Genomic DNA, 21,952 nt, shown 5'->3' with positions numbered 1-21,952 from the left:
ACAGGCTCCGGTTTTCACAGGTTCAGGCAGAATTATTTCTTACCAACGACCCATTTGCCGTCAACGAAGAAGGCTGACCAGCCGGTCGCTTTACCGTCTTTATCAGAAGCCACGTACTGCTGCTTCGTTTTACGACTAAAGCGAACGAACGCTTTATTCCCCTCTGGATCTTCCTGAGGAGCGTCGGCCAGATAGCGCAGCTTCTCAGGCAGGCGATCGCGGAAGCGATGCAGCTCTTCAACCAGCGGGGCGCGCGTTTCACGAGATTTCGGGAACGTGTTCGCGGCCAGGAAGACACCAGCGGCGCCATCACGCAGCACGAAATACGCGTCAGACTTCTCACACGGCAACTCTGGCAGCGGCACCGGATCTTCCTTCGGTGGCGCTACTTCGCCGTTACGCAGGATCTTACGGGTATTTTTACACTCGTCATTAGTACAAGCCATGTACTTGCCAAAACGCCCCATTTTCAGGTGCATTTCGGAGCCACATTTCTCACACTCAACGATTGGGCCGTCATACCCCTTGATGCGGAATTCACCCTCTTCGATTTCGTAGCCATCACAGGTCGGGTTATTACCGCACACGTGCAGCTTGCGCTTCGGATCGATAAGGTAGCTGTCCATCGCCGTGCCGCACTTCTGGCAGCGACGCTTGGCACGCAGGGCGTTAGTTTCCGCATCGTCACCTTCCAGCACGTTAAGAACTTCGTTCTCCGGTACCAGGTTGATGGTGGTTTTGCAGCGCTCTTTCGGCGGTAACGCATAGCCAGAACAGCCGAGGAACACGCCGGTACTCGCGGTACGGATCCCCATTTTACGGCCGCAGGTTGGGCAGTCGATGCTGGTCAGAACCATCTGGTTCGGACGCATACCGCCTTCTTCTGGATCCTGCTCCGCTTTCTCAAGCTGGCCGCTAAAATCAGTGAAGAAGTTGTCCAGCACGCCTTTCCACTCGGCCTGGTTATTGGCCACCTGGTCAAGACTGTTTTCCATTTGCGCCGTGAAGTCGTAATTCATCAGCTCGCGGAAGTTCTCTTCCAGGCGATCGGTAACAATTTCACCCATTTTTTCGGCGTAGAAACGGCGGTTCTCAACGCGCACGTAGCCACGATCCTGAATGGTTGAAATGATAGAGGCATAGGTGGACGGGCGGCCAATCCCGCGTTTTTCCAGCTCTTTCACCAGCGACGCTTCGCTGAAACGCGCGGGCGGCTTGGTAAAGTGCTGGGCTGGAAGCAGTTCAACCAGCGTCAAAGATTCGCCCGGATTCACCGCCGGTAAGGTGCGATCTTCATCCCCTTTGCGCAGCGCAGGCATCACTTTCGTCCAGCCATCAAAGCGCAGCGTGCGGCCACGCGCCTTCAGACGGTACTCACCGGCTTCCACCGTCAGCGTGGTGGAGTCGTATTTCGCTGGCGTCATCTGGCAGGCGACGAACTGGCGCCAGATCAGCTGATAAAGCTTCTGGGCATCCGCCTCCATGTCTTTTAACGCTTCCGCCTGCACGGCCACGTCAGAAGGACGAATCGCTTCGTGCGCTTCCTGAGAGTTATCCTTGCTGGCGTATTGATTGGCATCCGCCGGCAGGTATTTCTTACCGAAGTTTTCTTCGATGTAGCCGCGTACCATGCTCACCGCGTCCTGGCTCAGGTTAGTAGAGTCAGTACGCATATAGGTAATGTGGCCCGCCTCGTAAAGACGCTGCGCCATCATCATGGTTTTCTTCACGCCGAAGCCAAGGCGGGTGCTGGCAGCCTGCTGCAGCGTGGAAGTGATGAACGGCGCCCCCGGTTTGCTGCTGGTCGGCTTGTCTTCACGATCCAGAACGGTGTAACGCGCTTTTTCAAGCAGGCTAACGGCCGCCATGGTCTGCTCGCGGTTAACCGGACGGAACGGTTTGTCTTTATGGTGACTCACCTGTACCGGCAGCGCATCGCCCTTCGGCGTCGACAGGTTGGCATCGATTTCCCAATACTCTTCCGGGACGAACGCTTTAATTTCGCGTTCACGCTCAACCACCAGGCGAACGGCCACGGACTGAACGCGCCCGGCAGACAGGCCACGCGCAATTTTTTTCCACAGCAGCGGAGACACCATATAGCCCACAACGCGGTCCATAAAACGGCGCGCCTGCTGGGCATTCACACGGTCAATATTCAGTTCACCGGGCTTTTCAAACGCCTGACGAATCGCATTCTTAGTGATTTCATTAAACACCACGCGGCTGTAGCGGGTGTCGTCGCCGCCGATAACTTCCCGCAGGTGCCAGGCAATAGCTTCCCCTTCGCGGTCAAGGTCGGTTGCGAGATAGATGTGGTCTGCTTTTTCTGCCAGTGATTTCAGCTCGGAGACCACTTTCTCCTTGCCAGGCAGCACTTCGTAATGAGCATCCCAGTCATGCCAGGGATCGACACCCATACGGTTGACGAGCGCTCCGCGTTCATCCTTTTTGACCTTTTTGGCCCCTTTGGCGGCGGTAGAGTCAGCGCTCTTCTTGGTGGTTGATCCACTGGTCGGCAAATCACGGATATGACCGACGCTGGACTTCACCACGTAGTCGTTTCCAAGATATTTGTTGATCGTTTTGGCTTTTGCCGGGGACTCAACGATAACGAGAGCTTTACCCATTTTCACCTTTACCTATTTAATTCTTCCAGGAATACGTCGCAAATTTTCACCTTCCACTGGCGACGCGCTTTTTTATATTGCGGCAGCGTAGAAGGAGATCAACTCTTTTTTTCAATAACCTGCAACACCCACGGCTCACTCGTCGGGTATTAAAGGCCTAAAGTCTCAAACAAGTGGCATAGCACGACGGAAGTTTGGTCGAATGTCAAGCAATTCTGTTGCCAGATTTGCGAAAGCGTCACACTCTACCTGATAAAATATGTTACGCAACTTTATTAGCATGCAATACCGGATCCCGCCAGCACGGTTAACTTTTTTAAGGCCACAGGGTTTACAGGGAAAATTTGCCCTTTTCCCTCAAGCGGACGTAAACTAGCGCCAGTTTTTTAAGGAGAACATCATGCAAGAGACAACTCAGCCTATTGACCGCGAATCCCTCCTCGCAGAGGCGAACAAAATCATTCGTGAACATGAGGATTTCCTGCACGGAATGGAAGCCACCGGCGTGGAGCAAAAAAACGGCGTGCTGGTCTTTAGTGGAGAATACTTCCTGGACGAACAAGGTTTGCCCACGCCGAAGAGTACGGCGGTGTTTAATATGTTTAAACACCTGGCCCACGTCCTGTCAGAAAAGTATACGCTGCAGGGCTAAACGAAAAGCGAGGCTTAAACGCCTCGCTTTTTTGCTTTACAGCAGTGGTTTTTCACCACGCTGCCACCAGCGCAACAGCAGGCGATCTAAGCTATTCGCCGCGCTACCGGTGAAGCGGTCCATCATTTTTTTACGCTGCAAATAACGTACATTAATAGCGTCAAAATCTTTCATCATCCCCAGCAGCAGATCGTCGCTGGTCGCCACGTCATCAACCAGACCTTTTTCTTTCGCCTGGGTACCGTACCAGTGCTCGCCCGTAGCCACTGATTCAATATCAAGGCCCGGACGCATGCTGCTGACAAACTGTTTGAACAGGTGATGCGTTTCGTTGAGATCTTCCCTGAACTTCTCACGCCCCTGCTCAGTATTCTCACCCAACAGGGTCAGCGTGCGCTTGTACTGCCCCGCGGTGTGCAGCTCCACGTCGATGTCATTGCGCTTAAGCAGGCGATGGAAGTTAGGGATTTGCGCGACAACGCCAATCGAGCCGATGATCGAGAAGGGCGCGGCCACAATGCGCTGGGCCACACACGCCATCATATAGCCGCCGCTGGCCGCCACTTTATCCACCGCAATGGTTAAAGGCACGGCTTTGTCCCGCAAGCGCTGGAGCTGTGATGCCGCTAGCCCGTAGCCATGAACCACTCCGCCAGGGCTTTCCAGGCGCAGCAAAACTTCATCCTTGGGTTTAACAACTGATAGCACGGCGGTAATTTCTTCACGGAGCGAGCTGACTTCGTGGGCATCCATACTGCCTTTAAAGTCGAGGACGTAAAGCGTCGGCTTGCCTGAACTGGCCTTTTCGCCACGTTTAGCCCGCGCCTTTGCCTGCTTCGCTTCGAGCTTAAGCTTTTTCTTTTCTTCTTTAAGCCACAGCTTCTGCTGATGCGGGTCGAGCATAGCGACCTGCATCTCCTGCTGTACATCCTGATACTGCTCGCTCAGATTCGTCAGCCTTAGTTCACCCCGGCCCTGTTTCTTACGTTGCGCAACGTTCACCAGGATAAGTGCAATGGCACCAATTGCCACCACGATGGTCACCGCTTTAGCCAAAAAAAGTCCATAGTCAGCAATCAGATCCACATTTACCGCCTTTATCACCAAGCATTGTTAATCTCCGCAGTGTACCCGAGCAGGCACACGTTCGTCTGTAAGTAACTATAAAGGCAGCATGAGGGCATCCTTAAAAGATTTGGCTCGGGGAAATTTTTGCAAAATGTTAATCCTTAGCATTGTCTCCGGCTGACTGATTGAAATACGCCCGTCTTTAAGGCATAAAGCCAGGTAACTTAACGAGAAATAAGACGTGAGCATATTGCATCACGCGAGGAGTAAAACCGTGCACTATCAGCCGCAAGATAATTTACTGAAAAATCGCATTATTTTAGTGACCGGTGCCAGCGATGGCATCGGCCGTGTCGCCGCACTCACCTATGCCAGATTTGGTGCTTCGGTGATTTTGCTGGGGCGCAATGAGCAAAAGCTCCGCGCCGTCGCCGGTGAGATCCAGTCTCACGGTTTGCTCCCCGCGCACTGGTTCACGCTCGACCTGGCTACCGCCACGTCGGCAGATTGCCATGCGCTGGCTAACAAGCTTAGCGCGCTGGTTCCTCGCCTCGATGGCGTCCTGCATAATGCCGGTATTCTTGGCGATGTCGTGTCGATGGACAAGCAGGATCCCGACACCTGGCAGGCCGTCATGCAGGTGAACGTCAATGCGACCTTTTTCCTGACTCAGGCTTTGCTTCCTTTATTACTTAAATCCGAATCTGGCTCTCTGGTGTTCACCACCTCAAGCGTGGGTCGCCAGGGCCGCGCTGGCTGGGGCGCTTACGCCGCATCGAAATTTGCGACGGAAGGCATGATGCAGGTGCTGGCGGAGGAGTATAAGCAGCACAACCTGCGCGTAAACTGCATCAACCCAGGCGGTACTCGCACCGCAATGCGCGCCAGCGCCTTCCCCACGGAAGATCCGGCTAAACTGAAAACGCCCCGGGATTTAATGCCGCTTTATCTCTGGCTGATGGGCGACGACAGCCGCCGTAAGACCGGCATGAGTTTTGATGCCCAGCCTAACCGTAAACCGGGGATTTCAGAATGAGCGAAGAGCGTTATCAGCAGCGCCAACAGCGCCAGAAAGAAAAGGTTGATGCGCGCATTGCAGAAGCCCAGCAGGAGCGCGGGATCCTGATAGTCTTCACCGGTAACGGGAAAGGTAAAACAACCGCCGCATTCGGCACCGCTACCCGCGCCGTAGGCCACGGCCAAAAAGTCGGCGTCATTCAGTTTATCAAGGGCCAGTGGCCGAACGGCGAACGTAATCTGCTGGAGCCACACGGGGTTGAGTTTCAGGTGATGGCGACAGGCTTTACCTGGGAAACGCAAAACCGGGAAACGGATACCGCCGCCTGTCTTGCGGTGTGGGAGCACGGCAAACGGATGCTGGCAGACGCCACGCTGGATATGGTGATCCTCGACGAGCTGACCTACATGGTGGCCTATGATTATCTGCCGCTGGAAGACGTCTTAATCGCGCTGGCTAACCGCCCGGCGAATCAGACAGTGATTGTGACTGGCCGCGGGTGCCACCGCGATATTCTGGAGATGGCCGACACGGTGAGCGAACTCCGCCCGGTTAAGCATGCGTTTGACGCCGGGGTGAAGGCGCAGATGGGTATTGATTACTAATAAAAAACCCCTCAAAAGAGGGGTTAAGATTTAGCTGCCGCTGCCGTTATTACGGCTGCTGCTGGCGCGGCGGTTACCGCCGGTCACCTGGGTGTGACGCTTCACGGCACGACGAATCTGGTTCGCTTTCATGCGGCGGCGATCTTTTTCTACCGCCACTTTACTGCTGGTTTCTTCCGGCAGTTCCACCAGCGTACGCAGGTAGTTTGTCTGCGCCAGATCAAGCTCGGTATAGCCCCCGCGCGGAAGGCCTTTCGGTAGCTTAATGTCACCGTAACGCACGCGAATAAGGCGGCTCACCTGAACACCGACAGCTTCCCACAGGCGACGAACCTCACGGTTACGGCCTTCGGTCAGGGTCACGTTATACCACTGGTTAATGCCTTCCCCGCCGGTGAACTTGATGGTTTTGAACGCCGCCGGGCCATCTTCAAGCTGCACGCCACGAGACAGTTGTCTTACTTTGTCGTCATCCACCTGGCCAAACACGCGTACGGAGTATTCACGCTCCACTTCACGGCTTGGGTGCATCAGGCGATTTGCCAGCTCCCCGTCGGTGGTGAACAGCAGTAAACCACAGGTATTCACGTCCAGACGCCCAACGGCAATCCAACGTGCACCGCGCAGCTTTGGTAAACGGTCAAAAACGGTTGGGCGCCCTTCCGGGTCGCTGCGGGTACAGAGCTCACCTTCCGGCTTGTAATAGGCCAGCACGCGGCAGATCTGTTCCGCTGATTCACGGATGGAGATCAAATGACCATCGATGCGGATTTTAAGCGACTGGGTAATTTCAACGCGATCGCCCAGCGTGGCAATTTTACCGTCAACGCTTACGCGGCCTGCAGAGATAATGGTTTCAATCTCACGACGGGAACCATGGCCAGCGCGAGCCAGCACTTTTTGTAACTTTTCGCTCATTGAGCTTCCTCGGGTGTCGCCTTCACAGGCGTCTCAGATACTTTGAAATCAAAAGGCATGGGCCTGATGAAGTATAAATACGAATTTGAATGGCTGCCCGGCAATGCAGGAAAACCGCTGACAGCATCGTGGCCGCACATACTACACGAATTTTAACGTAAATGGAGTGAAAACCCGTTTACAGATTCGCTCACCGCTGGCTCTGAGTATCCAGCAGTGCAGCTTGCTCGCCGGAAGCACAATTGCGCGGAGTAGCCACATTTTTATTTCCTCTGGCGGCCTCACTGCCTCCCAGAAAAACAGGAATTCCGCTCTTCAGCCAGCGGTGATACTGTGCCTGTTGGTTAGCATTCAGCGCCTTATCGGCCCAAATCATAATGTGGTCCGCATGAATACGGCTAAGATCCGGGCAGGGAATGCCGCGATCCAGGACCTCAACGCAAAAACCGTCGCTGGCAAAACGGATCCCTTCCAGCCAAAGCTCGACGGGATCTTTTAGCGAAAGTGCCAGAATAAACAGACTGCCGCCCGGACGCTTACGCCCGCTGGCCAGGACGAACGTCGCATATTCAATCAGCGCCGTATCAAGCAATGCGCTATTCATCGCCTGTTCCTGCTGTGCATCAGCGTTAAGCCATAGTCTCAGCGGGCGGATAACCTCATCAATAAAAATAGCGGGCGGGACTTCGCGGCCATAGCGCCAGATAAGCCCCCGGAGCTTCGCAGGCTGCATCGCTTCACACTGCGCCAGCAGGGCTTCCTGAACGTCGAGCCATCTGAAAGGCGGAGACATCTCCTCGCCTTTCAGCAGCGCCAGCATATCCGACAGAGCTACCCCTTTCTCAAGCCAGCCAACAATCGCGGCGACCTGCGAACAGTGGGTAAAATCAAAAAAACGGTGCCCGTTCTCATCCACCTGCGGCTTGATCAACCCATAACGCTGCCAGCTCCGAATATTGGCGGGCGTCACGCCGCATTGAGAAGCCAGAACATCAATGTTAAATCGGGCCATAGCGATTTCCTTACAGGAAAGGTTTAACGTCCCCGACGCCCTCGCGCATAACAACCGGCGCGTCTTCAGTCAGATCGATAACCGTGGTGGGCTGCTGCCCCAGATAGCCACCGTGGATAACCAGATCCACCACTTTCTCGAGGCGATCTTTGATCTCTTCAGGATCGGACTCGGTAAACTCGCTACCCGGTAGCATCAGCGAAGTCGACAGCATCGGCTCATTCAGCACTTCAAGCAGCGCCAGCGCAATCGGATTTGACGGCACGCGCAAACCGATAGTTTTACGTTTTTCCTGCAGCAGGCGACGGGGAACCTCTTTGGTGCCCTTCAGGATAAAGGTGTAATTCCCCGGCGTGTTGTTTTTAATCAGACGGAATGCCACGTTGTCGACGAAGGCGTATGTCGACAGCTCCGACAGATCCCGGCACATCAGGGTAAAGTTGTGGCCGTCAGGGAGCTGACGAATGCGGCAAATGCGCTCCATGGCGCCCTTGTCTTCAATCTTGCAGCCCAGCGCATAGCCGGAATCGGTAGGGTAAACAATGACCCCGCCTTTACGAATAATATCGACGGCCTGATTAATCAGGCGCGGCTGCGGGTTATCCGGGTGGATATAAAAAAACTGACTCATACTGCCCTCTCTTTAGCGATGCGGCTCTGCTCCCAGTGCTGCCAGACGGGCTCAACGCCCGCCGGTAGCCACAGCTTACGGCCCAGTTCAATCCACGCGCAGGGTAGATGAAAATCAGACCCCTGCGACGCCAGCAGATTAAACTGCTTAGCGTAGCTGGCAAGCTGGGTACGTTCGTTGGGAGCCTGCTGGCACTGCGCAACTTCCATGGCATCGCCACCGTGTTCGGCAAAGTGCGCCAGCAGTCGTTTTAGCCATTTTGCGGTCAGGCCGTAGCGCCCTGGATGCGCCAGCACCGCCTGCCCGCCAGAATGATGAATCACATCAATAGCTTGTTCTATTGTACACCACTGGGGCGGAACGTATCCGGTTTTCCCCTTAGCCAGATACTTTTTGAAAACATCGCCCATATTGCTGGCTTTGCCCTGCTCGACCAGAAAACGAGCGAAATGCCCGCGGGTAATTGCCCCGCTGCCTGCGTGACGCATTGCCCCTTCCAGCGCACCGGGAATACGCGCTTTATCCAGACGTTCAGCAATCATTACCGCGCGCTGGCTGCGGCGTTCACTTTGCTGTTCAAGAAAAAGCTTCAGCGCCGGGTGCTGTTCATCAATCCCCAGGCCAACGATATGGATTTCGTGATTTTCCCAAACGGTGGAGATTTCAACGCCGCTAATTAACTGTAGCGGTAAATTCAGGCGCTGGATTTCAGCCCTTGCGGCAGGCAGACCAGCGACGGTGTCATGATCGGTAATGGCAAGTACCGTGACGCGCATATCTACCGCGCGATTAACCAAAGCTTCAGGAGACAACAGGCCGTCCGAGGCGGTAGTGTGGCTGTGTAAATCGTGGATCGTGGCCAGGGTGGGCTCGCTCAAAATGGCTCCAGAAATGGATAGACAGAAATTTAGCGGCCCATGATAACGATAATCGTCTATTTTAAAAAATCAGTATTGACAATAAAGCCGCGAACCAGTTTACTAGTACGCAAGTTCACATAACGAGGTATCTGAAATGAAAGCGATGAATTCCCTGCACGGTTGGTGGCGTACTCCCTGAACTCGGGCGGTGCGATCGCGTACGCTGTTTAACAGCACAGATACCAGGCCCGCCAACGATGCGGGCTTTTTTTTGAACAAAATTTGAGAACTAAAATGCAAACACAAAAACCGGCACTTGAACTCCTGAGCAGCGAAGCTGCCTACCGTGAAAACCCAACGGCCCTTTTCCACCAGCTGTGCGGTGCGCGCCCTGCGACGCTGCTGCTGGAGTCCGCAGACATCGACAGCAAAGACGACTTAAAAAGCCTGCTGCTGGTCGATAGCGCCATGCGCATTACGGCCTTAGGTGACACCGTCACCTTACAGGCCTTGTCTGCTAACGGCGCTTCCCTGCTGCCTCTGCTGGATGCCGCCCTGCCGGCTGGTGTCGAAAACGAGCACTTCCCGGATGGCCGCACCCTTCGCTTCCCAACGGTCAGCACGTTATTAGATGAAGACGCGCGCCTGTGCTCGCTGTCGGTCTTTGACGCATTCCGCATTATGCAGGAACTGGTGAGCGTGCCCGCGGATGAACGCCATGCGATGTTCTTCGGCGGTCTGTTTGCCTACGACCTGGTGGCCGGTTTTGAGGACCTGCCGCAGCTTAAACAGGACAACCGCTGCCCGGACTACTGCTTCTACCTGGCCGAAACCTTATTGACCATCGATCATCAGAAAAAACAAACCCGCATTCATGCCAGCCTCTTTACGCCTTCCGTGAGCGAAAAACAACGCCTGCAGAAACGCACCGAACAGCTGCGCCAGCAAATCAGTGAAGAGCCTGCTGCCCTGCCGGTGCAGAAAGTTGAGAACATGAGCTGCGATGTCAATCAGACAGACGAAGAGTTCGGGGCAGTTGTGCGCCAGATGCAAAAAGCCATTCGCATCGGTGAAATTTTCCAGGTTGTGCCGTCCCGCCGCTTCTCGCTGCCTTGCCCGTCACCGCTGGCGGCTTATCAGACGCTGAAGAAGAGCAACCCAAGCCCGTACATGTTCTTTATGCAGGACAACGATTTCACACTGTTCGGCGCGTCCCCGGAAAGCTCGCTCAAATACGATGCGACGAATCGCCAGATTGAGATCTACCCGATTGCCGGCACCCGCCCTCGTGGCCGCCGCGCCGACGGATCGCTGGATCGAGACCTGGACAGCCGCATCGAGCTGGAAATGCGTACCGACCATAAAGAACTCTCAGAACACCTGATGCTGGTTGACCTGGCGCGGAACGATCTTGCCCGCATTTGTACGCCGGGCAGCCGCTACGTGGCGGATTTAACCAAAGTCGACCGCTACTCCTTCGTGATGCATCTGGTTTCCCGTGTTGTCGGCGAGCTGCGTCACGACCTGGACGTGCTGCACGCCTACCGCGCCTGTATGAATATGGGCACCCTGAGCGGCGCGCCGAAAGTACGTGCGATGCAGCTGATTGCCGGGGCCGAAGGCGTTCGTCGCGGCAGCTACGGCGGCGCGGTGGGTTACTTCACCGCCCACGGCGACCTCGATACCTGCATCGTCATCCGCTCAGCCTACGTCGAAGACGGCATAGCCACCGTGCAGGCCGGCGCTGGCGTTGTCCTTGATTCAGACCCGCAGTCCGAAGCCGACGAAACCCGCAACAAAGCCCGCGCTGTTTTGCGCGCCATTGCTACCGCGCATCACGCCCAGGAGATTTTCTAATGGCTGACATCCTGCTGCTCGATAATATCGACTCATTCACCTATAACCTGGCGGACCAGCTGCGCGCGAACGGCCACAACGTGGTGATTTACCGTAACCACGTCCCGGCACAAACGCTGATCGAACGCCTGGCCACCATGGATAACCCGGTGCTGATGCTGTCCCCTGGGCCAGGTGCCCCAAGCGAAGCGGGCTGCATGCCGGAATTACTGACACGAATGCGCGGTAAACTGCCGATTATTGGCATTTGCCTCGGCCACCAGGCCATTGTGGAGGCTTACGGCGGCTACGTCGGCCAGGCGGGCGAAATCCTGCACGGCAAAGCCTCCTCTATCTCCCATGACGGCGAAGCGATGTTTGCCGGGCTGCCTAACCCGCTGCCGGTGGCGCGCTATCACTCCCTGGTGGGCAGCAACATCCCTGCCGGCCTGACCATCAACGCGCATTTCGACGGCATGGTGATGGCGGTTCGCCACGAGGCTGACCGGGTTGTGGGCTTCCAGTTCCACCCGGAATCCATTCTCACCAGCCACGGCGCTCGCCTGCTGGAGCAGACCCTCGACTGGGCGCTGCAGAAGCTGAAGCAGGCCAATACGCTACAGCCGATCCTCGACAAGCTTTATCAGGCGCAAACCCTGAGCCGCGAAGAGAGCCACCAGCTGTTTTCCGCCATCGTTCGCGGTGAGCTGAAGCCAGAACAGCTGGCGGCCGCGCTGGTCAGCATGAAGGTGCGCGGTGAACACCCGAACGAAATTGCCGGCGCCGCATCTGCCCTGCTTGAGCACGCAGCGCCGTTCCCAAGCCCGAGCTACGAGTTTGCCGATATCGTCGGCACCGGCGGCGACGGCAGCAACAGCATTAACATCTCCACCGCCAGCGCCTTTGTTGCCGCCGCGGTCGGGCTAAAGGTCGCCAAACACGGCAACCGCAGCGTTTCCAGCCGTTCGGGTTCCTCCGATCTGCTGGCAGCGTTTGGCATCAACCTGGAAATGAACGCGGATGCTTCCCGTAAAGCGCTGGACGAGCTGGGCGTTTGCTTCCTGTTTGCGCCTAAGTACCACACCGGTTTCCGCCACGCGATGCCGGTTCGCCAGCAGTTGAAAACGCGCACCCTGTTCAATGTTTTGGGGCCACTGATTAACCCGGCGCATCCGCCGCTGGCGCTGATCGGCGTCTACAGCCCGGAACTGGTGCTGCCGATTGCTGAAACCCTGCGCGTCCTCGGCTATAAACGCGCAGCTGTGGTTCACAGCGGCGGCATGGATGAAGTGTCGCTCCATGCGCCGACGCTGGTCGCCGAACTGAATCAGGGTGAAATCAAAAGCTACCAGCTGACCGCCGCCGATTTCGACCTTCCGGCCTATCACCAGGAAGCACTGGCGGGCGGCACGCCGGAAGAAAACCGTGACATTCTGACTCGCCTGCTACAAGGTAAAGGTGAGACCGCGCACGAGTCTGCCGTCGCGGCTAACGTTGCGATGCTGATGCGATTGCACGGCCATGAAGACTTGAAGGCTAACGCCAAAAAAGTGCTGGATGTATTGCGCAGCGGGGCCGCATATGACCGCGTCACCGCGCTCGCAGGAAGAGGATAAGGGAATGCAGGAGACCGTTTTAAACCGCATCGTGGCTGACAAAGCGCTGTGGGTCGAAGCCCGCAAACAGCAGCAGCCGCTGGCGAGCTTCCAGAATGAGATTGTGCCCGCCACGCGGAACTTCTATGACGCGCTGCAGGGGGCCCGCACCGTCTTTATTCTTGAATGCAAAAAGGCATCCCCGTCCAAAGGGACGATCCGCGATGACTTCGACCCGGCTCATATCGCCGGTGTTTATAAGCATTATGCCTCTGCCGTGTCGGTGCTGACCGACGAGAAATACTTCCAGGGCAGCTTCGATTTTCTGCCGATCGTCAGCGGCATTATCAGCCAGCCGGTGCTGTGCAAAGACTTTATTATCGACGCCTACCAGATTCATCTGGCGCGCTTTTACCAGGCGGACGCCTGCCTGCTGATGCTTTCGGTGCTGGACGATGAACAGTATCGCCAGTTAGCCGCCGTGGCCCACAGCCTGAACATGGGCGTGCTGACCGAAGTCAGCAACGAAGAAGAGCTGGAGCGCGCCATCGCGCTCGGGGCCAAAGTGGTCGGCATCAACAACCGCGACCTGCGCGATCTGTCCATTGACCTGGACCGCACTCGCCAGTTAGCGCCTCGTCTGACCCACGGCGTCACGGTGATCAGCGAATCGGGCATCAATAATTACGCCCAGGTTCGTGAACTCAGCCACTTCGCCAACGGATTCCTGATTGGCTCGGCGTTGATGAGCGAGGATGACCTGAGCGCCGCGGTACGCCGCGTGTTGCTGGGTGAAAACAAAGTTTGCGGCCTGACGCGGGGGGAAGATGCTCGTGCGGCTCAGGAAACCGGAGCTATTTACGGTGGCCTGATCTTCGTCCCGACTTCGCCGCGTTTTGTCAGCGATGAGAAAGCCGCCGCAGTCATTGCCTCCGCCCCGCTTCGTTACGTGGGTGTATTCAGAAATACGCCGATAACAGAAGTTGTGCAGAAAGTAGAGACGTTCTCACTGAGCGCAGTTCAGCTTCACGGCGCTGAAACCCAGGCATACATTACTGAGCTGCGAGCGCTGCTGCCGGAGAAAACACAAATCTGGAAAGCGTTGAGCGTAGCCGACACGCTTCCTGAGCGGAATCTGCAGCACGTTGACAAATACGTGTTCGATAACGGCCAGGGCGGCACCGGGCAAAGCTTTGACTGGCGACTGTTAGCCGGACAAAAGCTGGACAACGTGATTCTGGCGGGCGGCCTCGGAGCGGATAACTGCGTGGAAGCGGCTAAAGCCGGCTGCGCGGGACTGGATTTCAACTCTGGCGTGGAAAGCGCGCCGGGAATAAAAGATGCTAACAAGCTGGCTGCGGTCTTCCGGACCCTGCGGGCTTACTAAGGAAGAGATACTATGACTTTACTGAACCCTTATTTTGGTGAATTTGGCGGGATGTACGTGCCGCAGATCCTGATGCCTGCTTTGCGCCAGCTCGAAGAAGCTTTTGTGGCGGCGCAAAGTGACGCTGAGTTCCAGGCGGAGTTTACCGATCTGCTGAAGAACTACGCGGGCCGTCCAACGGCGCTGACTAAATGCAAAAATCTTACCGCAGGCACCAATACCAGGCTGTATCTCAAACGTGAAGATCTGCTTCACGGCGGCGCGCACAAAACTAACCAGGTGCTGGGCCAGGCGCTGCTTGCCAAGCGTATGGGCAAAACCGAAATCATCGCCGAAACCGGCGCGGGTCAGCACGGCGTAGCTTCTGCCCTCGCCAGCGCCCTGCTCGGCCTGAAATGCCGTATTTATATGGGAGCCAAAGACGTCGAGCGCCAGTCGCCAAACGTCTTCCGTATGCGCCTGATGGGGGCCGAAGTCATTCCTGTGCACAGCGGCTCATCCACCCTGAAAGATGCCTGTAACGAGGCGCTGCGCGACTGGTCTGCAAGCTATGAAACCGCGCACTACATGCTCGGCACCGCCGCAGGTCCGCACCCGTTCCCGACCATCGTGCGTGAATTCCAGCGCATGATCGGCGAAGAAACCAAAGCGCAGATTCTGGAAAAAGAAGGTCGCCTGCCTGACGCGGTAATTGCCTGCGTGGGCGGTGGCTCTAACGCCATCGGCATGTTTGCCGACTTTATCGATGAAACCAGCGTGGGCCTGATTGGCGTTGAGCCAGCCGGGCACGGGATTGAAACCGGCGAACACGGGGCGCCGCTGAAGCACGGCCGCGTGGGGATCTATTTCGGCATGAAGTCGCCGATGATGCAAACCGACGAGGGGCAAATCGAAGAGTCGTACTCTATTTCTGCCGGGCTGGACTTCCCGTCCGTGGGGCCCCAGCACGCGTACCTGAACAGCACTGGCCGCGCCGATTACGTCTCCATTACCGATGACGAAGCGCTGGATGCCTTTAAAGCGCTGTGCCGCAGCGAAGGGATTATTCCTGCGCTGGAGTCTTCTCACGCCCTCGCCCATGCGTTGAAAATGATGCGCGAGAACCCTGAAAAAGAGCAGCTGTTGGTAGTGAACCTCTCTGGCCGCGGCGACAAAGACATCTTCACCGTCCACGATATTCTGAAAGCACGAGGGGAAATGTAATGGAACGTTATCATCATCTGTTTGAACAGCTGCAGGCCCGCAAGGAAGGCGCATTCGTTCCCTTCGTGACGCTGGGCGACCCAAACCCTGAGCTTTCGCTGAAAATTATTGATGCACTGGTTGAGGGCGGCGCGGACGCGCTCGAGCTGGGCATTCCGTTCTCCGATCCGCTGGCGGATGGTCCAACCATCCAGGGCGCGGCGCTGCGGGCTTTCGCCTCTGACGTGACGCCAACCCAGTGCTTTGAAATGCTGGCGACGATCCGCCAAAAATACCCGCAGATCCCGATTGGTCTGCTGATGTATGCCAACCTGGTCTTTAACCGTGGCATCGACGAATTCTATGCGCTGTGCGCCAAAGTGGGCGTGGATTCCGTGTTGGTTGCCGACGTGCCGGTGGAAGAGTCCGCTGAATTCCGCCATGCCGCAATGCGCCACAACGTCGCGCCTATTTTCATCTGCCCACCAAACGCCGATGAAACGCTGCTGCGCGAAATTTCGGCTCATGGCCGGGGTTACACCTACCTGCTTTCCCGTGCAGGCGTTACCGGCACCGAAACACGCGCTCAGCTTCCGCTGCATCATTTAATTGAGAAACTGGGTGAATATCAGGCCGCGCCGCCTCTGCAAGGCTTTGGTATTTCCGAACCGTCTCAGGTACGCGATGCCATTGCCGCCGGTGCTGCAGGCGCGATTTCAGGCTCTGCGGTGGTGAAAATCATCGAAAAGAACCTGACACAGCCTGAAGTAATGCTCAGCGAACTGAAACAGTTCGTGCAGAACATGAAAGCCGCCACGCGGGGTTAAGGTAAACAAAAACGGCGGCCGACCGGTTTAGTCCCCCGATCTGCCGCCGTATTAACAGAAATTGTGGGTATGTTAACTGGCTGCTTTATTTTCCAGCTCTTCCTGATATTCAAAAAAGCGCTGTCTGAATCTCATTGGATCTTTAATAAAACGAATCGGCGCGTGACCAGTCCCGGAATCACTGATCACCAGAGAACCATAACCCAGCATGCGACCAATAATCCCTTGTCGAACCTGAAGGCTGGATATTTTCTTAATCGGGATTTCAACGGTATCACGTTTAATTAAGCCCGATTTAGCGATCAGTCGCTTATTAGTAATAGCCGCTTCATTGGAGCGTACAACAAAATACCCCAATGGAATCAGGATAAAACCAACGATGGTCATGAACCCTAAAATGAGCCCCCAAAGGATCCAGGGCAGCCATGCCCACAGAGTCACCTGCCCACGATATAAAACTTCTTCATTGCCAATTAAGTTGGAGTCGATATATGCCATTTTTCTACCCATTAAAAGAAGACGGGGAATAATAGCATCTCATTTCAGAATATGACTAATTGAAATTTAATGTACGCACTCAAAGAAACTGGCCATTAAACAGCCAGTTTCTTCCGATGAAGAGAGACTTAAAAACGGTAACCTGCAGAGAACATAAACACCCACGGGTCGATACGCGTCTTGATGCTCTGCTGATCTTCCCCGGCTTTAAATTTCACCGTGGTGTCGATGTCCATATACCAGACGGACATGTTCAGCAGCCAGTCTTCGTTCACCAGATAATCCAGCCCGACCTGACCCGCAGCGCCCCACGAATCTTTCACTTTCAGATCGCTCAGGCCCGCGCTTTTGCCGGTGTCGTTGAAGCTTGCATCAAAGAAAGTGGTGTAGTTTACCCCGACGCCCACGTAAGGCCGCACTTTGCTGCCCGCATCGCCAAAGTACCACTGCGCCATCAGCGTAGGCGGCAGCTGGTGCACGGTGGCAAGATCACCGGTTGGCCCTAGCCCGACCTTGTGACGGAACGGCGTCGCCGCCAGCAGCTCAATCCCGATGTTATCGGTGACCATATAGTCGAAGGTCAGCCCCAGCTGCGTATTGTTATCAACTTTAAAGCCGCCCATTTTGAGCACGTCATCCGAGCCCGCGGTGGGTCGAACCGTCGCGGTACCCGCGCGCATAAAGAATTCCCCCGCCTGATGCGCCGACGCCGCACCGGACAAACATCCCATCGCCAGTAATGCCAGTGTGAGTTTTTTCATAGCCCTTCCCTTGATATGGTTTTTAACAGCGGGCTGAATATACTCAGAAAGAAGTACAAAGTGATCTAACACCGATCACACTTTATCCTCTAATTTAACATTCAATGATCTGGATTAATTTTTGGTAGCGCAGTGAAAAACAACAAACCGAAACCAGATCAACTTTGTGAATAATCACATCCTGAAAATTCTTCCTCATCCGCCTCTTGCAAAAAGCCCTGCCCTGGCTAATTTGGGTGTTCTCCTCAACCGTTGAAACGTGAAATCAGAAGTTGCAGGTGCAAGATGAGCGATAACCCTTGTATGACTTGTGGTGCCTGTTGTGCTTACTTTCGTGTCTCTTTCTACTGGGCTGAAGCCGACGACGCCGGCGGCCTGGTCCCTTCGCATTTAACCGAGCCGGTTACCCCTTTTCTGCGCTGCATGAGCGGCACCAACCAGCGCAACAGCCGCTGCGTGGCGCTGGAGGGCGAGCCGGGTCAGCGGGTCAGCTGCGGTATTTATGAAAATCGCCCTTCGCCGTGCCGCGAGTTTGCGATGTCCGGGGAGGACGGCGTCACCAACGATGCCTGCAACCGGGCACGAGCCCGCTACGGCCTGGTGCCCCTGTACGGAACTGACGCTATTCAACCGCTTATAGAAAGTCTTTGTGGTGCCACGGCAGCCTCATCCAGGGTACAATTGCCCCCAGATTGATAACCGCTAGCAACATCAAGGAGAGTGCATGTCTATCACGGCAGGTTCCGTATACCGTGACACGGGGAATTTTTTGCGTAATCAGTTTGTTACCATATTGCTGATTGCGTTACTTTGCGCCTTAATTTCGGTGATTATTGGCCGTGCGTTCTCGCCCAGCGAAGAACAAATGGCGATTCTGAGTGAGGGAGATAACCTGGCGGGCAGCGTCGGGCTGTTTGATTTAGTGCAGAATATGTCGCTGGAACAGCAGCAAGTGTTACTGAAAGCGTCTGCGGCCTCCACGTTTTCGGGCCTGATTGGCAACGCTATTCTGGCGGCCAGCATGATGGTGCTGATGCAAATCGTTTCTGCAGGCCAGCGCGTAAGCGCCCTGCGCGCGATTGGTGCCTCTGCGCCCGTGCTGCCAAAAATGTTCATTCTGATCTTCCTGACCACGCTGCTGGTGCAAATCGGCATTATGCTTGTGGTTGTGCCCGGCGTGCTGCTGGCAATCCTGCTGTCGCTTGCCCCGGTAATGCTGGTGCAGGATAAAATTGGGATTTTCCGCTCTATGCGCAGCAGCCTGCGCCTGGTGTGGGCCAACATGCGCCTTGTTGCCCCTGCGGTCGTCGGCTGGCTGGCAGCCAAAACGGCGTTACTGCTGCTGGCATCCAGCTTTGCCGCGCTGTCGCCGGAAGCCGGGGCCGTGATTGCGAATACCATAAGCAACCTGATTTCAGCCGTGCTGCTGATCTACTTATTCCGCCTGTACATGTTGATACGTCAATAACCTTCCCCGACTCCTGACCGCGCGTTATAGTCAGGAGTCACCTCTTTACGGAACAGATTATGAAGCAGTTTCTCGACTTCCTGCCCCTGATTGTCTTCTTTGCTTTTTATAAGATGTACGACATTTTTGTCGGCACCTGGGCGCTGATCATCGCCACCGCCCTCGCCCTGGTTTATAGCTGGGTCAAGTACCGCAAGGTGGAAAAGACCACGCTGGTCACCTTCGTGATGGTTGCCGTCTTTGGCGGCCTGACCATTTACTTCCACAACGCGGAATTCATTAAGTGGAAAGTCACGCTGATTTACGGCCTGTTCGCGGCGGCGCTGCTGGTGATGCAGTTCGGCATGAACAAGCTGCTGATTCAGAGCATGCTGGGCAAAGAAATCACTTTACCAACCGAAGTGTGGTTTCGCCTGAATATCGCCTGGGCGCTGTTCTTCATCGCCTGTGGTTTATTGAATATTTACGTGGCGTTCTGGCTCCCGGAAAGCATCTGGATTAACTTTAAAGTGTTCGGGCTGACCGCCATCACGCTGGTCTTTACCCTGCTGAGCGGCGTCTACATCTACCGTCATATGCCAAAGGAAGAGCAGTAATGCCGAACGAATTACCGCAAGGTGAATTAGTGCTGCGCACCCTGGCGATGCCAGCGGACACCAACGCCAACGGCGATATTTTTGGCGGCTGGCTGATGTCGCAGATGGACATGGGCGGCGCCATTCAGGCCAAAGAGATCGCTCATGGCCGCGTGGTGACCGTGCGTGTGGACGGCATGACCTTCCTGAAGCCAGTGGCAGTGGGAGACGTAGTGTGCTGTTACGCCCGCTGCGTTAAGCGCGGGACAACGTCCATCACCATCAATGTGGAAGTCTGGGTGAAAAAGGTCTCTTCCGAGCCTATCGGCCAGCGCTACAAAGCCACCGAGGCGATTTTCATCTACGTAGCCGTGGATAAAGAAGGCAAGCCTCGCGCGATACCTCAAATAGATTAGTGCTTAAGAGAAGCCCGGCAATGCCGGGTTTTTTATTCATTGAACCATGTTGCCGAGAAAACGAGAATAAATTAGCCGATTTTATATTTCTGAGATATGTCATTCGCAGTTAAACCACCATTAATCAGTTGATTATATTCGCCTTCTGTTATTGTCACTCTTTGCTCTGTAATTTCCTAAGCGCCTGATAAACAGAAAAATACATACTGGGAATCATTTATTTTCTTTATTCGCCACCAATTGCTGGTTGAGAATCCCCCCTCTGCCGGTGAGGCCTGCTCAGGACATGAAAATGATTTCATTGTGTAGTATTTATCCATATCGTTCATTTCATTGACCACCATTATATTTATGCAGCAATATGCCTTTTGCCTGAAAGGCGCGCTATCCGCAGGTATCCTTACTTATTGAGCAACTAGATATTCTTCAGAGTTGAAATAAGCGTAATCGTTATCAACAATGCAACGTTACATTCCACCATATTATTTTTAGACGACACGTCGCAATATTGTATTCAATCAGTGAATCAGGCTCTGTATTTTTGTACAGCATGATATAATACTCAGGTGTTGAAGCGAATGGTTTACAAAAGAGAAGTATGACAAAAAAAATTAATTATGAATTAGCGCGACATAAAGGTGTCTCACTGTAAGCATCCCAGCTTCAGTTCCATGCACTTTTTGAGATTTCCGGTATTTCAGCCATCAGCCGGTACTCTTCCGGCGTCAGGTTATTCAGGGATTCATGAGGCCGCTCGTTGTTATATTCCATCAGCCAGCGCTCGGTAATCTCCCGTGCTTCATTCAGTGTTCTGAACAGGTAAAAATCCAGGATTTCTGTCCGGTATGTCCGGTTGAACCGTTCGATAAAAGCATTTTGTGTAGGCTTACCCGGCTTGATAAATTCGAGCTGCACGTCATGCTCTTCGGCCCATTGTGCCAGCACCAGCGAGACCAGTTCTGGCCCGTTGTCCATCCGCATTTTCAGCGGGTAGCCGCGGTTTGCCACGATCCTGTCCAGCACCCGGATGACTCGCTGAGCCGGGATATTCAGGTCGATTTCTATCGCCAGTGCTTCACGGTTAAAATCATCCACCACATTAAAGGTCCGGAAGCGTCTGCCGTAGACCAACGCGTCGTGCATAAAATCGATGGACCAGCTCTGGTTTAACGCTTGCGGTGTCGCCAGTGGTGCTGGATTACGCACAGGTAGCCGCTGTTTTCCCTTGCGGCGAAAATTCAGTTTCAGCAGGCAGTAAATCCGATGAACATGTTTATGGTTCCAGGTATTACCCTGCCTGCGCAGCAGCTGGAACAGTTTCTTAAAACCGTAGCGCGGATAGCGTTCTGCCAGCTCAGTCAGTGCATGGATAACCGGTTCATCACGCCGGGTATCAGGCTGATAAAAATACACCGTCCTGCTCAGCGATAACGTCCTGCAGGCCTGGCGTAAACTCATGGCAAATTGTGCCGTCAGATAGCTGACGAGATCATGCAGACGCTGAAGAAGGTCTGTAAATTCTCCGCCCGCAAGCAGAAGCAGGTGACGGAGCTTATCAAGGTGATCGGCAAGCCACAGCGGTAAAGCGCTAACTTACTGGCATATAAAGTAAAATCCCAACCGCGGAGGGTTGGGATTTTTAGATCATACAGGTTGTTTAGCCAGTAATTCATTAACTTTATCCATATCTTCAGGATGAAGTTTCACATATTTCTCACAGGCTAAACGAGTGTATTGATAACAAGTTTCTTCACTAACGTTTACAATATCATCCTCTGTTGGGGGATAGCCTATTGCAAACTGTACTCCTTGAAAATGTTCTTCTTTATCATAGCTATCCATATCCGGAAAATTACAATAAATTCCATCCAGAATATAACTTTCTTTACTTACTATATTCTCTACTGCATCTAAAAAATGACCGTCATTATAAATTAGATCGAAATAAGACTTGATTGTCCATCCTGGTTCGGACCTCTCATATGGCAACTCAAATAAATATTTATTCATAGC

General features: G+C 54.4%; 22 protein-coding genes, 1 pseudogene and 1 other annotated feature. Of the genes and pseudogenes, 13 read left to right on the top strand and 10 right to left on the bottom strand.

All coding sequences use genetic code 11. The annotated features are described in order from the left end of the window. Positions 1-32 precede the first annotated feature (32 nt). Positions 33-2,630, bottom strand: coding sequence for a type I DNA topoisomerase (gene topA, locus F3J26_RS05420; protein ID WP_008461318.1), 2,598 nt, complete (start codon positions 2,628-2,630; stop codon positions 33-35). 400 nt (positions 2,631-3,030) lie between these two features. On the opposite strand from topA, the gene F3J26_RS05415 reads away from it, so the two are divergent. Continuing rightward, a complete protein-coding gene (locus F3J26_RS05415; RefSeq protein ID WP_008461316.1) occupies positions 3,031-3,282 on the top strand; it encodes a YciN family protein in 252 nt (83 codons plus the stop codon). Between the two features lie 36 nt (positions 3,283-3,318). Here the strand turns inward: F3J26_RS05415 and sohB are convergent, their stop codons facing one another. Further along, positions 3,319-4,368, bottom strand: a complete 1,050-nt coding sequence (sohB, locus tag F3J26_RS05410) for a protease SohB (RefSeq protein ID WP_008461314.1) — start codon at positions 4,366-4,368, stop codon at positions 3,319-3,321. Positions 4,369-4,624: 256 nt separating this feature from the next. On the opposite strand from sohB, the gene F3J26_RS05405 reads away from it, so the two are divergent. Continuing rightward, a complete protein-coding gene (locus F3J26_RS05405) occupies positions 4,625-5,386 on the top strand; it encodes a YciK family oxidoreductase (protein ID WP_039294082.1) in 762 nt (253 codons plus the stop codon). Beyond that, positions 5,383-5,973 carry a cob(I)yrinic acid a,c-diamide adenosyltransferase gene (gene cobO / locus F3J26_RS05400; protein ID WP_166992083.1) on the top strand — a complete coding sequence of 197 codons (591 nt, stop codon included), beginning with the start codon at positions 5,383-5,385 and terminating at the stop codon, positions 5,971-5,973. Before F3J26_RS05405 ends, cobO begins: the two co-directional genes overlap by 4 nt. A 30-nt stretch (positions 5,974-6,003) precedes the next feature. Here cobO and rluB read toward each other — a convergent pair whose 3' ends face one another. The 4 genes from rluB to rnm form a co-directional block, all read right to left on the bottom strand. After that, a complete protein-coding gene (rluB, locus tag F3J26_RS05395; protein WP_008461308.1) occupies positions 6,004-6,891 on the bottom strand; it encodes a 23S rRNA pseudouridine(2605) synthase RluB in 888 nt (295 codons plus the stop codon). Between the two features lie 190 nt (positions 6,892-7,081). Further along, the gene (locus F3J26_RS05390; protein WP_166992080.1) at positions 7,082-7,903 is read right to left on the bottom strand and encodes a MerR family transcriptional regulator; all 822 of its coding nucleotides are present in this window, start codon (positions 7,901-7,903) and stop codon (positions 7,082-7,084) included. A 10-nt stretch (positions 7,904-7,913) separates the two neighbouring features. Further along, positions 7,914-8,534, bottom strand: coding sequence for an L-threonylcarbamoyladenylate synthase (locus tag F3J26_RS05385; protein ID WP_008461305.1), 621 nt, complete (start codon positions 8,532-8,534; stop codon positions 7,914-7,916). Beyond that, positions 8,531-9,427, bottom strand: a complete 897-nt coding sequence (rnm, locus tag F3J26_RS05380) for an RNase RNM (protein ID WP_442892446.1) — start codon at positions 9,425-9,427, stop codon at positions 8,531-8,533. The genes F3J26_RS05385 and rnm overlap by 4 nt, the downstream gene beginning before the upstream one ends. Before the next feature lie 142 nt (positions 9,428-9,569). Next, positions 9,570-9,667: a sequence feature (Trp leader region), on the top strand. Between the two features lie 21 nt (positions 9,668-9,688). Here rnm and F3J26_RS05375 point away from each other — a divergent pair. The 5 genes from F3J26_RS05375 to trpA are packed head-to-tail and all read left to right on the top strand — an operon-like array spanning position 9,689 to position 16,221. Next, positions 9,689-11,251, top strand: coding sequence for an anthranilate synthase component 1 (locus tag F3J26_RS05375; protein ID WP_166992074.1), 1,563 nt, complete (start codon positions 9,689-9,691; stop codon positions 11,249-11,251). Then, positions 11,251-12,846, top strand: coding sequence for a bifunctional anthranilate synthase glutamate amidotransferase component TrpG/anthranilate phosphoribosyltransferase TrpD (gene trpD / locus F3J26_RS05370; protein ID WP_166992071.1), 1,596 nt, complete (start codon positions 11,251-11,253; stop codon positions 12,844-12,846). The genes F3J26_RS05375 and trpD overlap by 1 nt, the downstream gene beginning before the upstream one ends. A 4-nt stretch (positions 12,847-12,850) precedes the next feature. Then, positions 12,851-14,212, top strand: a complete 1,362-nt coding sequence (gene trpCF, locus F3J26_RS05365) for a bifunctional indole-3-glycerol-phosphate synthase TrpC/phosphoribosylanthranilate isomerase TrpF (protein ID WP_166992066.1) — start codon at positions 12,851-12,853, stop codon at positions 14,210-14,212. 12 nt (positions 14,213-14,224) lie between these two features. Beyond that, entirely contained in the window at positions 14,225-15,415 is a 1,191-nt protein-coding gene (trpB, locus tag F3J26_RS05360) for a tryptophan synthase subunit beta (RefSeq protein ID WP_166992063.1), read from the top strand. After that, positions 15,415-16,221, top strand: coding sequence for a tryptophan synthase subunit alpha (gene trpA, locus F3J26_RS05355; RefSeq protein WP_166992060.1), 807 nt, complete (start codon positions 15,415-15,417; stop codon positions 16,219-16,221). The genes trpB and trpA overlap by 1 nt, the downstream gene beginning before the upstream one ends. Positions 16,222-16,293: 72 nt before the next feature. On the opposite strand, the gene F3J26_RS05350 is transcribed toward trpA, so the two are convergent. Then, positions 16,294-16,719, bottom strand: coding sequence for a PH domain-containing protein (locus F3J26_RS05350; RefSeq protein ID WP_166992057.1), 426 nt, complete (start codon positions 16,717-16,719; stop codon positions 16,294-16,296). A 128-nt stretch (positions 16,720-16,847) separates the two neighbouring features. Then, entirely contained in the window at positions 16,848-17,480 is a 633-nt protein-coding gene (ompW, locus tag F3J26_RS05345) for an outer membrane protein OmpW (RefSeq protein WP_008454288.1), read from the bottom strand. Between the two features lie 285 nt (positions 17,481-17,765). Here ompW and F3J26_RS05340 point away from each other — a divergent pair, with 285 nt between their 5' ends. From F3J26_RS05340 to yciA, 4 genes are read left to right on the top strand one after another with little or no spacing between them, the layout of a single operon-like run. Beyond that, positions 17,766-18,176: a YkgJ family cysteine cluster protein gene (locus tag F3J26_RS05340; RefSeq protein ID WP_166873363.1), complete on the top strand. Its 411-nt coding sequence runs from the start codon at positions 17,766-17,768 to the stop codon at positions 18,174-18,176. Positions 18,177-18,204: 28 nt separating this feature from the next. Next, positions 18,205-18,948, top strand: coding sequence for a YciC family protein (locus F3J26_RS05335; RefSeq protein ID WP_166992054.1), 744 nt, complete (start codon positions 18,205-18,207; stop codon positions 18,946-18,948). A 59-nt stretch (positions 18,949-19,007) separates the two neighbouring features. Next, positions 19,008-19,544: a septation protein A gene (locus F3J26_RS05330; RefSeq protein WP_166992051.1), complete on the top strand. Its 537-nt coding sequence runs from the start codon at positions 19,008-19,010 to the stop codon at positions 19,542-19,544. Continuing rightward, positions 19,544-19,939: an acyl-CoA thioester hydrolase YciA gene (gene yciA, locus F3J26_RS05325; RefSeq protein WP_039294112.1), complete on the top strand. Its 396-nt coding sequence runs from the start codon at positions 19,544-19,546 to the stop codon at positions 19,937-19,939. The genes F3J26_RS05330 and yciA overlap by 1 nt, the downstream gene beginning before the upstream one ends. 663 nt (positions 19,940-20,602) lie before the next feature. Here yciA and F3J26_RS05320 read toward each other — a convergent pair. Next, a pseudogene (locus F3J26_RS05320) lies at positions 20,603-21,430 on the bottom strand (IS3 family transposase); the annotation flags it as partial. Between F3J26_RS05320 and F3J26_RS22830 the strand changes: the two are divergent. After that, positions 21,431-21,523 (top strand): hypothetical protein, encoded by a 93-nt coding sequence (locus tag F3J26_RS22830; RefSeq protein WP_502706577.1) that lies wholly within the window; start codon positions 21,431-21,433, stop codon positions 21,521-21,523. A gap of 60 nt (positions 21,524-21,583) precedes the next feature. Here F3J26_RS22830 and cdiI read toward each other — a convergent pair whose 3' ends face one another. After that, positions 21,584-21,949: a ribonuclease toxin immunity protein CdiI gene (gene cdiI, locus F3J26_RS05315; RefSeq protein ID WP_166992048.1), complete on the bottom strand. Its 366-nt coding sequence runs from the start codon at positions 21,947-21,949 to the stop codon at positions 21,584-21,586. Positions 21,950-21,952 lie beyond the last annotated feature (3 nt).

The organism is Enterobacter sp. Ap-867, from assembly GCF_011752855.1.
In the GTDB taxonomy this organism is placed as follows: Bacteria; Pseudomonadota; Gammaproteobacteria; order Enterobacterales; family Enterobacteriaceae; genus Cedecea.
This window is presented reverse-complemented; position numbering and strand designations above follow the sequence as displayed.